Here is a 12408-nt window from a genome sequence, read left to right as displayed (position 1 = left end):
ATGTCCCAGTTTAGATATTCTTTAGTGGCAGTTTTTGCTGCGTTTTTAGTTGGATGCACTTCCATAAATCCATCAAACGAGTTGTTTGAACAATTATCAAAAAATATTGATGAATCAGTATTGATAGAATTTAAGTCATCTAATGTCGATTCTAATGGTTATCCTTTGAAACTTATAGAATTTGGAGGGATTGACACTAATTCTGAACTTGGTAAAAAAATAACTGCTTTTTTGAATAACGAGACTTATGTTGATGATTCATCTTTTAGCACAATTTATTTGAAGGTAAATCTTCATTTTTACCTTAATGACCGATTAAATGATTCCATGGAAATTAGACAATTATCTGAGGATATTTATGACTATTATTGGAAATTGCGGCGAGAACGTTACCAATTAGAAAATGATAGAATTGCTAAGAAAAATTACCAGTCTATAGGAATTGGAGACACTGTTGAGTTGGTTTTGCCGGTTTCGTCAAACTTTGGGAGAAGGTCTACATTTTACACGAAAGGATATCCGTATTCAATGAATTACAATTTTGTAGGTGATTCCTTGTGGTTAAAAGGGGAATTACTAAGTAAGGGCTTCGAAGAATTAACAAACGGTGAACTTGATTCAAATTCCTTGACCTTCTTATTTGAGCTAATTGAGGTTGGAGATACTTCGGTTGAGTTTATGTACGGAAAGTGTCGAATTGGTGAAGAGTTTGAGTTAAATCTTCAGAGCTATGGAAGGTTGATCAATTAATTGGGGGGGTAGTGTATCACTTAGGCATTGTCCACTTCGTATGGGTGGGCCATAATTACTCATAACCTTCAAAAAAATCAATAAATTACCTCACAAGCTCGGCAATGGCTCAAAAGAGTTGGTGATTCTATCACCTGTCAAAACTGCGGTTGCTCTGTTATTAAATACGGTCTTAGTAAATCTGGCAAGCAACGATTTCATTGCAAGACTTGCCATAAAACCTGTTTGGAGACCTATTCTTCCAGAGCCTATAAACCTGATTTGAATCAACAGATTATCAACTACATTAAATTTCTGACTTCCAACAAAACGCTGCAATCGGAGAGGTTGCGTTTAACTATTTTCTTCTAATCGTTTCAGAAGGAAACGTTAGAAATGTAAAGATTAGACTCTGGAGGGGTGGTCGTAGTTTCAAACCGAAAGTAAATGATGTAAAATATGACGCGGATGGTAATTGGCAATCAGGTGGTGTATCCGTCAATACTGATCCATTAAACAGGAACGTAGCTCCGAGGGGAGCATTCGAGATAGAAGGTTTGCCTGACGGGCTCCAAATTAAACAAGCTGGTAGAGATAAAGGGCATTTTGAAATAATTCCAAGTCGACCAATGAAACAAGCGGAATATGAAAAATTGCTGGATGATATTCCTGTTTATAACACGAACCCTGCTTACCCTTTGAGTAATAGTGGTGCTTCTGGTGGAAGCCTATAGTATTTAAAATTAACTTTGAAAATAATGTTTGATACTGGTATTCGAATAGAAAAATCTATATGTTTCGATTGGTATGATGGCCAACCTACTGAGGGTTATTTGGAAATTCCCAGCACCCGTGAATGTTATCATTTTCAGTTTCTTGGATGGGGACATAAAGATTTGGCTGCCATGCCAGAATTCTCCGTCTATAAATTTTTGAAATTGAAAGGAATGGATTTTCAGAAAATTGAGAAGCCATTTCTTGAATTTGAAAATTCAAACTATCCCATTTGGAAGATTAGATCTTGGCACTCTTCTGAGGGTAGTGGCCAGGTTTTAGAGAATCACCTTGGTAGCCTAAAAGATATGACGACCCCGGAAAACAATGAAAATGAACTTTTGGTTGGTGTGATGCTTCCCGAGTTTGAAATAAAGAAGGTGCAAATACTTTCTGAAATTGACCATAAAGGAGATGACTACTCTTGGTGGTGGTAGGCTTTGTCCAGAGCGCAGGTAGTGTCCTAAAATTGGTGTGCCCTGAAACTTAGAGATGCGAATCTATAAGAATGCTGTAATTAAGATGGTGGTAGGCCCGCCAGAGACGTTAATCAGGTAACGTTTCTAAACCGCCTACAGGTGCTTTGTTAGTAATACCAAGTTATTGAGCGTGGTAGGAAAAGGTCGGCTTAAGGACGTATCAGGGGTAGTGTATCACATTTATTGATAGCAAAAAATGAAAATATAAAACATTGAAAATCAGCATAAATATTTCGAATGAAGAAAAGTGAAAGGCGGTCAATAGATCGCCTTTCTTATCCGCCCGGCCAGTCGGACGGGGCGTTAGGCCATATAATCACCCTTAAAATGAAGATTCCTGTGATATGCGTAATTAAATGATTGTGAAACGAGAGCAGTTGACCAGTTGGAGCAATTGAGCTTAATTTTACCATACCAACCGATGAAAATGGCAAAGTTGATACCGATAAGACAGAGGATTTTACCCATATAAGAGCGGGAATTACAGTTTCTCCTAGTTTAGGAGTTGGTGTGGGACTTGAAGGTCATGCTGATGTATCCTACACCGTACCATTGATAGAGTTCTCAGGGAAAAATATGTATGAAGAGTTAAAAGCTATATTTCTCGCAAATCCACAATACTTAGATTATTTTGGCAGTGATAATTTTGATGAGTTTTATAAAAAATTTGAGTTTGTCATTTCATTCGCTAAAGAAAAAATAGAAGGGGAAAATTTAATTGAGAAAAATGTAATTATTGATTAATTATGGCAACACTTGTCTATTTATTTATGACCGTATTGGTAGGTTTAAGTTTACTCTACGGCATAATTTTGGTTTTAATTTTTACCAGATCTAGTAAAAAACTTAAATCATCTAGATTAGTTTTTTCAACTTCTAAAAACAAAGAGCCTACAACCCCTATGGAGCGAAAACTTTTTAACTGGCTTCAAATTTTGGGTGTATCTATCTTATTGACTTTTGTTATGACAGTTGGAATAGCATTTATAAACACTTTCATGCAGTGGTAGAGGTAGGCTTTGTCCACTTCGTATGGGTGGGCCATAATTACTTATAACCTTCAAAAAATCAATTAATTACCTCATAAGCTCTTTCGGATTTTCGGGAGAGCTTTTATTTTGCGGTAACTTGTATGGCCGTTAAACCGTGGCTTTTGAGCACCAGCGAAAGACCCTATTGTCCACCTTTTTACAACTTCAACTGATGAAAACTTGCAAACACTGCCGATCTATTAAAATCATAAAGAGCTGAAAATTAAGGAGCAAGCAACGCTTTTTGTGTAAACGCTGTGGCAAAACATTTGGGTTACTCATCCATACAAGACAAAAAACAATTTTGATTAATCGTTGCGTTGAATTGCATAATTTGGGTATGCCATTTCGGGGTATTTCCCGTGTTTTGAAAGTAAGTCCACAGACTGTTCAAAATTGGATCAAGAAAAAAGGAAAGTTGGTCGAGCAAAGCCTGCCAGGCTTTTGTAAAACAATGGAATTTGACGAACTGTTTTCTTTTGTGAATAACCGTACCAACCACCAATATGTTTGGATAGCAGTAGAACGCGAAACCAAGAATCTGTTATCAGTTGAAATTGGCAGAAGAAGAAAAGTGGATTTTCACCGTATGTGGAAAAAGTTAAAGACCGTTAGAGTCCAAAACTATTGTAGCGATGGGTACATAGTTTACAATGTAACCTTACCTAAAACCAACCATCTAAAGGGGAAACAACACACTTATACAGTTGAAGGAATGATGTCTTTGTTACGTCATTATTTGGCTAGGTTCCGAAGAAAAACACGCTGCTACTCTAAGAGTGTTGAAATGATGAAGTATTCACTTTTGGTATTTATGGATTCTTGGAATGCTTGGTATTTAGGTTCGCCCCAAAGGTTTAGATTTGAAAGAATCAATCGAATTGCGGCCCCAATCTTCATATCAATTTCAGGAGTTGCCACCCGAAAAAGCATTTAAGTTTTCACCCCTGCGGCATGGTAAAACCCGGCTGAATATAAATGAAATGGTATTAGAAGCGAAAAATCAAATTTATGATTATAGAGAAGTACATTAACCTTGATAAATATCAAGACTTCTATCATGGAGGCTTAATGACTTATAGCCAATATGAACTTGAAAAGATAAAGGCATTTGTTGATTACCAAGTTTTCATAGAAATAGGAATTCCAAAGAAAATTTTAGGAAGTTATGAAGCGATAGATAAATTAATGTTTACTGAGCAACATTTAATATTTGGTAAAATGACTTACGTTGACAACAATTTTTTGGTTATCGATAAATCGCAGAGTGTTCTATTATTTGAACGCAATGAAAATCAAAGTTTCCTGTACAATTCGTCATTTTCTCAATTCATAGCTTGCGTTTATGAGTTTGATAAATTTTTAAAGAATAGTATTCAATCGGAAGCTTTCGGAGAATTTTACTCTAATCGAAAAAGGTATGTCGATGTAATTCGGGATAAATTAACACAAATTGATTCGTCAATCGATAGTTCTCTTTGGATAGATTATTTGGATGAAATGGAAAATGGAGCTTGGTAGTGCTTCAAAAATGTGGACAGAAATTTCTGGCTCGGAACCATTTAAAAATCAACACAAGTAAAAGAGCATTGGACTCAATCTGGGCCAGGTGCTGGAAAGCCCAAAGTTTACAAATTGACATTTACTATTTCACACTACTTAATTCGATAAATAATGAAGATTATATGCGTCTTTTTAGGTGTTCATCTGTTAATTTCAACAAATTCCTTTGAATGGAAATCAGAGGATTGTAATGGTTATTCTTTTATTCTTAATAAAAATGGCAATGAATACTCAGGGTTATTCTATGGCACTTGCGTTACGGAAAAAATGGATACTATTTATTATCGAGCGAATTGCGAAGATTTAATTATTAATGATTCGGTTGTTTCTTTCTCAATTAAGGATTTTTGGTTTAACAAAAACACATTCGATAATTGGGACGATAAATTTGAATTTAAAGACCCTGATTTGAACGTGTTTTTGCCAAACAGGTTTTTGGGCAAAAAAATAAATAACGGGAAACAAATTGAAGGAAGAATAACAAAGCTCGGAGGGTTTTCAAACTCCGAAAATTGTATCTTCTTTAAATAGAATCGTAACCGTCTTTGTAAGGTTATGGGCAACGGATCAAAAGAGTTGGTTGCTTGCGACTACTTGAAAATAAGTTAATCATAAAAAGAATGAAAAAGGAAGGGTGATCTAAAAGGTCGCCTTTCTTATCCGCTCGGCCAGTCGGACTGGATGTTGAGCGTTCGATACTAACCTAGTATCATTCAAATCATTCAGATTTAGAGTTTGAAACATATTTTGGTACCCACAATTATAGCGTTACAAATATGGATAAGGTAATGAGGAGAATAGATTGGGGATTTACCAATAAAAGTACCATTGGCATTTCAACAGAAGGGGGAGGATTCTTCACACCTACAAATGATTATCCACACTATAAATGGAATAAAGGTGATATCTAAGAACTTAAATGCTTTAATCGTTTTTGAAGGAATCATATTATTTCTACTTATATCGTCCTGTTCGATGGAATATGAAAAGAAACGATTGCCCCAAGAGATTGATAACATCCAAATCGAGGCTAATAATGCCAAAATTGATACGTGTAGTTGGGATTCCTTAAAAAGGAGGAATGGAGAATATTTTGACCGGGGTAAAAAGTTCTCTGGGATTTGTCAAGAAGACTTGAATGATGGAAAAACGTCCATCAGTTACATTCGTTTAGGAATGGAATTTCGGACCTCCTATTACGACTCGTTGGAAGTGCTTTTTGAAGAAATAGATACTGATTCGACTGGTGTTTGGCGAGTGAGGAGATTCTTTTCTAATGGAAATTTATCCTACGAAATGAATCTAAAATGGAAAGATCATAGATGGGAATACTATTATGAGAGTGGCTCTATTCGAAGCAAGGTTGGTTTTGGTTATGTTCCAGAGGATAGGGATTTTGAATTCTATGATGCTGACACCAAACGCCTTTATGATTCTCTTTGGCTTGAAAATGGTGAAATTGACACTGTCAGATATTATTCCAAGAGCAGCATTATTTATTGAAATGCAATTGTTGTGACGATGTGGTAAGTACTCATCTCGTCGAAGTTATCCGCAATCACCTGCCCGGATCGATACAGAAATAGAACATTTTGGAGTTTTAATCAGATGATGAGAATAATGCACTTTAAAAAAGTAAAGGAAATAGCAAGCAACTATTTGGCGACTAAAAAAGCGCAACCAACATTTCCGACCAAATTGGTGATTGATGGGATCAGGACAGTTGAATTCGAATTTGGTTGGATACTTTATCCAACCCCAATTGAATACCTCGAAACCCTCTCTGGTCGTAGTTTGCTACTACGACGGTTTATAAAATAAGAATGAGAGCCCTGGTAATGCTACTGGGGCTTTTTATGGTGGTAGTGTGAACATAGAGATTGCTGAGTTTAGCTGCCTTTATAAGGTTGTCAAGTGTATAGAAAATATGCTCTTTGTCTTTGTTGGAAAGGGGGGTAATGTCTTGAATAGCGGTTAGGAATTCTATAAATGATTAATTCAGTTAGATTAAATTAAGAATTATGGAAAGTAAGGAAAGTCTTAGGTGTTGGCTATCAGAAGCATTACTCTATCCGGTTGATTCCGAAACTATTTTTTTCGACGATTTGGGATTAGCTGGAATAGATTTGGAAACTTTTATTTTGAAATTTATGGAAAAATATGAAATTGATCCTGCCGATTTTAATCTTCAAGATTATGTGCCCGGTGGAGTAAATCTTTTCAAAAGAACCAAAATAAAATCGCTTAATCTTGATCACTTGTATGCAGTAGTTGAAAAAGGTGTTTGGTTTGATCCCTTTTAAGTAAGCAGTAATTTGCGATGGGTAGTGCCTCAAAAAAGGGTAATGGCACAAAAGTATTGACGGAACAACTATCTGCACTCAATGCGCCAATCCAGTGGTAAAAATCAACAAAACCAAACCAGGAAAGAAACAATCGACGATAACGGTTTTAATCTAATTATTAATTGTTCAATAATTTGGTACTCGCATGGTATTTGACCCCATTTAGATGAACGATAGAATATTAGAAGATGATCTAGAAATATTTGATTTCGAATGGTATGGAATTGATCAAATCGGACAAATTGCTCGTTTCTTTTCGGGTGGTTTCTTGATGCCTGCTGGAGCCATGAAATCTAAATCCGATCTGAAAATTTTGAGTAATTATTTCAATAGTTTGCCCGACATTAGTGAGGTGAAAATTTTTCATCCTGAAATTAACAAGTTTATTGGACGCGCTGCTTGGTCGTTGGATAATATTGGTCTACATGTTCCAGCTTCAACAAGCCCTGGTTTTCTTAACGCTTATGTTCCAATGTCCAAGAAGGGTGTGTATTCATACTGTTCCAAGGGGATGGATGATTTTCGTGATGAGTATTTTTGCGTTACCCAGCCCTTGAGTAGTGTTAATTCAAAGTTGAAATCAATTGATAGCATACTGTTAAATGGAACAAAGCGAAATCAATCAACTCAAGATTAAGGCATTAAATTACCTTTCGGAGAACCTGAAGAACCCAGAGTTAATCCAGGAACTTAAATCTGATGGAATTGAGAAAACATCTTCGATAATTCCATCCTTATCTAAGGTTAGTAGAAATTACTTCAACAAAATGTACGATGGGACTTTGTTGGAGTTAAGGTTTGATCTTGAGTCCAGTGAAAATCAGAATTTTCATGGTACATACGCCATGTACTTTTTTGAAGATGGACAATTTTTTGATGATTTTTTGTTTTGGGATGATCCTGATACGTATTAGTTCCTATGGATTTTTTTGTAGATAGGACAAAAATGAAAACCGTGATTCTAATTTGAAATCGATACTATTATTTATAATTTTTCAGTCCTGGTGTATTCAGCCAAGCAACAATGTATTTGAATCCGAGGTCATTGACAATTATTGGCTAAGCTGTAATATTGATAATGAGGACAAGCAAGATTCATTATCCATTTTAGTTTACTTCAATTCAGAGAATGTGGAATACACTGTATTTTCTGGTGGTAAAAGTGAGAAAGTGATCTACGATTATGATGATCTTATCGTTCAAAAAAACTATTTCAGGCTTAGATTAAAAAAGGATAAAAAAAGGAAAATGACCGGTGGTTATATGTTCGGTCTGTTGGATGGTGGGGGCTTCGGATTTATGTATTAGATGAGAAACTCGATCTCGATGAATTTGAGTCCAAAATTGATGAATTTTCATTTATACTAATGGAAAAGCGGTAGTGCACGATAATGGGTGAAAAGGATGTTTGACTCAATAGATTGTGCTTACTATTAGGCAAGGAATTTTAGCTCATGCCAATGTTCTTGAATTTTGGATGATAATTTTATAGCACATTGCTCAGGTATAAAAGTCTAAATTTTGAACAAGCACCATGTCCTTTCTAAACGATAATCAATCAACAGCAATTGTTAGAATCTTAGAAAAGTTAGCTAATCGAAAATTTCAAGAGGACGTTTGGATTAGTCAACTGTATTATAATGAGGTGCTTAACTTTGACGAGGCTGTTAATCTGTTAGATGATTATCTATTTTTCGACTTTGCAGAAAGCCTAGATAAATCAACCCATTCCTCAGAGGAAATAGTTTTATTCCAACAGTTATCCAAAGAGTTAACAGAATACGAAGAACCTCCCAACCCTCGCACCATGCAAAATGATCCCAGGTGGATCCGAATAACCCAATTGGCCCAAAAAGTTTTGAATACCTTTAACGCATAAATCAATAGCCAATCCAACCCATGCTTGAAACAACAGCAAATTCAATCAAATACTACCTCAAAGAAAAGAATGGCGACCATTTCCAACTAGAGAACATGGAGGAAGAAAACTTTCTCATAGCCATTGTTTGCGACGGGGTAAGCAAACAACCCTGCGATTGGATGGCATCAGAGATGGCCTGCAATCAATTTGTGGATTCATTCAGAAAAAATGGGAAACTTGATTTATCGCAGCGGGTTATTCAAAGTGTTCAAGAGGTCAATCGTAGACTTTTATCCGTGGAAGGCGACTGCGGTGGACTAAGTACAACCTTCAGCATCTTGGTTGTCAATCACAAAACGAATGATGGAGTTATGTGCAATCTCGGTGATTCACGAATCTATGAGTGCACACCAAACGAACTAAAGCAGCTTACCCGAGATGACAGCATAAAGGGAACGAGGGTCGTTCAATCAGAATTGGGCAGAAGAACCCTCCAAGTTTCGAGCCTAACCAATGCCTTGGGAAAAAGCCATATTGAAATACGGATCGAACCTATAAGGCTGAATGAAGAATCTATCTATGTTTTAGCCACAGATGGATTTTATGATGCTCGTAAAGGTTCATTCCAACGGGATATGATGGAACTGGCTGGGAGCACTGAATGGAAGAAGAAATTTTCAGAACTTTTTACGAGGTATGAGATTTCTGCCCGGGATGATATGACGGCTGTTGGAATAAGAATATGATAGATTAATACACTCAGAAATGAAGTAGAGTTTTGATGAAATTGGATCTGCAGTAATGAATAATGAACAGTAAAAATGCCCTTGAGATTCTGACTTATATTATTCTGATAGTTTGGACAATTTATGGATACCTGCGAGTATCTCGGATAAGAAAGAGGATTGCCAAACTTCGAAATTTCAATGGCCTTCCTGATTATAGAGGGCTAAACAAAAAAGAAATAAGAAAAGTTCAGACAAGATTTCTAATTGAACTCATTATAAGCTTGATCATCATAGCTTCAATTGTAGGAGCAATTTCATCGTTTGCTGCACTGAGGTAGGTATTGTTCACTTCAGTGCGAAGGGCAATTTATCCATGGTATGTCTTGACACACATTCTATTCTGAGGCTTATTATATTGAGGAAATAAGCCTCTTCCAGAGAACCACCTCTGAAAGAGCATCAAAAGCACAAGTTCCAATTAATATCCACTCCCTTTTTCAATAGAACCTGAACCCTAAATTTTCGGTCAAATTTTCCCCACATCAAATTCAACCCACCTCATGTTTTCAGGGTATCCATAAAACGCCATAGACCCTCCCATTCTTAGCGCCCTTGAACCGGTCATCATTTCAATTGTTTATTTTAGGGTAATGATTTGACCCATAAATACTTGGGTGTCGATTCTCGAACATGAAAGCTAAACTATTTGGATTTGTAGTATTGGGCTTGGCTCTTTTGTTTCAGGGCTACGGTTTTATCGGTGTGGGTTACGAGGCTCTTGATGATGAACTTCCGGAGAATTATTACCTCCTGGATAGTGTACCATTAAACGAGCTTTCTGAATCCGATAGGTATCTGCTGGATAGCTGTCTCAACCTGTTTCACTGTGCTGAGAGCGATACCGATCGCATCAAATCCATGGCTGGCGTGTGTGCCTTCATGGTCCATGAGTGCTACAATGATTACCAGAAATTCATCGTGGATTTGACCGAGGAATACCTCAAAAAGAAAAATGATAAGAAGACCGAACTACGATTGCTTCGATCTTATGGGAGTGGTTTGAACAACCTCGGCATTCATTGTGAGGAAAAAGGTGATCTAAAAAGAGCCCTGTATTACTTTCATAAAGGTTTGAAAATAGCCGATAGGCTTGAAATTGAAGTATATAAAGTGCGTATCATGATCAATATTGGATTGGTATACCGTCACCAAGACAACTACGCTTTATCCCTGGAGCATTTTAATAAATGTGTCCACCTGGCTGCTGAAATTGAGGACAACAAAGGCATTGCTGCATCCTTGATAAACTTGGGGCATATTTATGAAGAAATGGGCGATTACGAAGGATCCATCAAACATTTCCAACGGGCATTGATTTTGACCCAGGAAGCCAATATGGAAGTGGTCAGAATAACTTGCTTGCAAAAAATTGGAAATAACCATTTCCATTTGGGAAGATTGAATGAAGCCATTGAATATGGCCAGCAGAGTTTGGATTTATCCAGGGAATTGGGTTATTCGCCAGGTATTGTGGCCGGTTTAGTTTCTTTGGCACAAGTTCATTTGCAGGCTGGTCAAATCGCCCTGGCTGAAGAAGAGGCAAAACGTGCTTTGGCTAAGGCACAAAAACTTGGATATCCCGAGTTGATTAAAGGTTCGTCTAAAGTACTGAGTACCATTTACCGCCTAGAAGGAAATTGGGAGCAAGCCTTTGAAATGTATGAGCTTTATGTCGGCATGAGAGACAGCCTTCACAATGTTGATGTGGAGCGTGAAATGCTTGAAATTGCTGCGAAGAATGAGTTTGAAAAGGAAGCTATTTACCAGAGGCAGAGAGATAAAGATGCTCGTGATCAATTAGATAAGGAAAAGGAACGCTCCAATCGATTGCAGTATTCGGGGATAGGTGTTATCCTATTTATGCTTTTTGGAGGATTGTTTTTAATGGGTAATTATTCGCTTCCCACCTGGGTCATTGAGTTGGCCGTATTTGTTCCCTTTCTAATTCTTTTTGAGTTTCTTCTGGTGTTAACCGACCCTTATGTGGAAGAGTTCACCGGCGGTATTCCGATGTATAAACTCATGATCAATGCGGTCATGGGAGGAATGATGTTTCCCATCCATTCTTTTTTTGAATCCCGTTTGAAAAGTCGTCTGTTTAAGCAGTGATCAACCTAAATGAAGCCTGGACAGGCTAATAAGAAGATTCATCGCAAACTAACACTAAGCCTCTACCGGAGGTCCACCTCCGGTAGAAAATTAAAAGCACAAGTTTCTCCAAAGGATTTCACCCACAAGGTCGATCGATCTTTTCCAATCCTCAACGGCTCCAATTTTGCTTTTTGCGGTCCGAATTCGTACTTTGTAGATCATACTTGCCAAATTCCAATAAACCAACATGAAGCTGATTCCTAAGACCTTCGATTACCAAGTTGAACCAACCCAGAAACTAACTAAACGTTATATGAATACTATGACCAAGACTAAATACAACCAGACTCTTTCCCGATTGGGATTATCAATGATTCTATTCCTCCTCATTTTTTCTTCGTGCAAGAAGGATGAGGATATTGCCGAAATCGACATTAGCGGTAAATACTGCACCAGCGACTCTTCCGGCACCAGCTATTCGGTTTGTCAAACGGAGCCCGGCTTATACCTATTTAACCGAACAGAATCTTTTAATTTTAAACTGAATGCCGATCATTCCGTTACGATTCCTGAACAGGAAATTACCGCTTCGAGAATGTCTCCCGGTGGTTCCATTTACGAGCAAACCTATTCCATAAGAGGCGATGGGATCTATGATAGCAGTACTAAAACCTTAACCTTGAATCTGGAGTATGGCTCGGGTTATGAGGGAGTTATAAAAGTAGAGGAGTGTTGACCTTCCGTTCC

Annotated in this window: 14 protein-coding genes; all 14 read left to right on the top strand. The window is 37.2% G+C overall.

Annotation, left to right across the window (positions count from 1 at the left end):
• Complete coding sequence (locus KFE98_19635; protein UTW62190.1) at window positions 1-750, top strand: hypothetical protein; 750 nt, start codon at window positions 1-3, stop codon at window positions 748-750.
• A 737-nt stretch (window positions 751-1487) separates the two neighbouring features.
• Window positions 1488-1940 (top strand): hypothetical protein, encoded by a 453-nt coding sequence (locus tag KFE98_19630; protein UTW62189.1) that lies wholly within the window; start codon window positions 1488-1490, stop codon window positions 1938-1940.
• A 552-nt stretch (window positions 1941-2492) separates the two neighbouring features.
• A complete protein-coding gene (locus KFE98_19625) occupies window positions 2493-2726 on the top strand; it encodes a hypothetical protein (protein ID UTW62188.1) in 234 nt (77 codons plus the stop codon).
• Window positions 2727-3257: 531 nt separating this feature from the next.
• Window positions 3258-3950, top strand: a complete 693-nt coding sequence (locus KFE98_19620; GenBank protein ID UTW62187.1) for an IS1 family transposase — start codon at window positions 3258-3260, stop codon at window positions 3948-3950.
• Window positions 3951-4024: 74 nt separating this feature from the next.
• Window positions 4025-4534, top strand: a complete 510-nt coding sequence (locus tag KFE98_19615) for an SUKH-4 family immunity protein (protein UTW62186.1) — start codon at window positions 4025-4027, stop codon at window positions 4532-4534.
• A 153-nt stretch (window positions 4535-4687) separates the two neighbouring features.
• A complete protein-coding gene (locus KFE98_19610) occupies window positions 4688-5107 on the top strand; it encodes a hypothetical protein (GenBank protein UTW62185.1) in 420 nt (139 codons plus the stop codon).
• Window positions 5108-5551: 444 nt separating this feature from the next.
• Entirely contained in the window at window positions 5552-6079 is a 528-nt protein-coding gene (locus KFE98_19605; GenBank protein ID UTW62184.1) for a hypothetical protein, read from the top strand.
• Between the two features lie 518 nt (window positions 6080-6597).
• Entirely contained in the window at window positions 6598-6879 is a 282-nt protein-coding gene (locus KFE98_19600; protein UTW62183.1) for a DUF1493 family protein, read from the top strand.
• Between the two features lie 208 nt (window positions 6880-7087).
• The gene (locus KFE98_19595) at window positions 7088-7558 is read left to right on the top strand and encodes a hypothetical protein (protein UTW62182.1); all 471 of its coding nucleotides are present in this window, start codon (window positions 7088-7090) and stop codon (window positions 7556-7558) included.
• Window positions 7524-7835 carry a hypothetical protein gene (locus KFE98_19590; GenBank protein ID UTW62181.1) on the top strand — a complete coding sequence of 104 codons (312 nt, stop codon included), beginning with the start codon at window positions 7524-7526 and terminating at the stop codon, window positions 7833-7835. The genes KFE98_19595 and KFE98_19590 overlap by 35 nt, the downstream gene beginning before the upstream one ends.
• 52 nt (window positions 7836-7887) lie before the next feature.
• A complete protein-coding gene (locus tag KFE98_19585) occupies window positions 7888-8229 on the top strand; it encodes a hypothetical protein (protein ID UTW62180.1) in 342 nt (113 codons plus the stop codon).
• Window positions 8230-8820: 591 nt separating this feature from the next.
• Window positions 8821-9528: a protein phosphatase 2C domain-containing protein gene (locus KFE98_19580; protein UTW62179.1), complete on the top strand. Its 708-nt coding sequence runs from the start codon at window positions 8821-8823 to the stop codon at window positions 9526-9528.
• A 672-nt stretch (window positions 9529-10200) separates the two neighbouring features.
• Window positions 10201-11679 (top strand): tetratricopeptide repeat protein, encoded by a 1479-nt coding sequence (locus KFE98_19575; protein ID UTW62178.1) that lies wholly within the window; start codon window positions 10201-10203, stop codon window positions 11677-11679.
• 304 nt (window positions 11680-11983) lie between these two features.
• Entirely contained in the window at window positions 11984-12397 is a 414-nt protein-coding gene (locus tag KFE98_19570; protein UTW62177.1) for a hypothetical protein, read from the top strand.
• Window positions 12398-12408: the final 11 nt, after the last annotated feature.

Source organism: bacterium SCSIO 12741 (assembly GCA_024398055.1).
Classification (GTDB): domain Bacteria; phylum Bacteroidota; class Bacteroidia; order Flavobacteriales_G; family Salibacteraceae; genus SCSIO-12741.
Note: the sequence above shows the minus strand (reverse complement) of the source record. Positions and strands in the feature narration are given on the sequence as shown.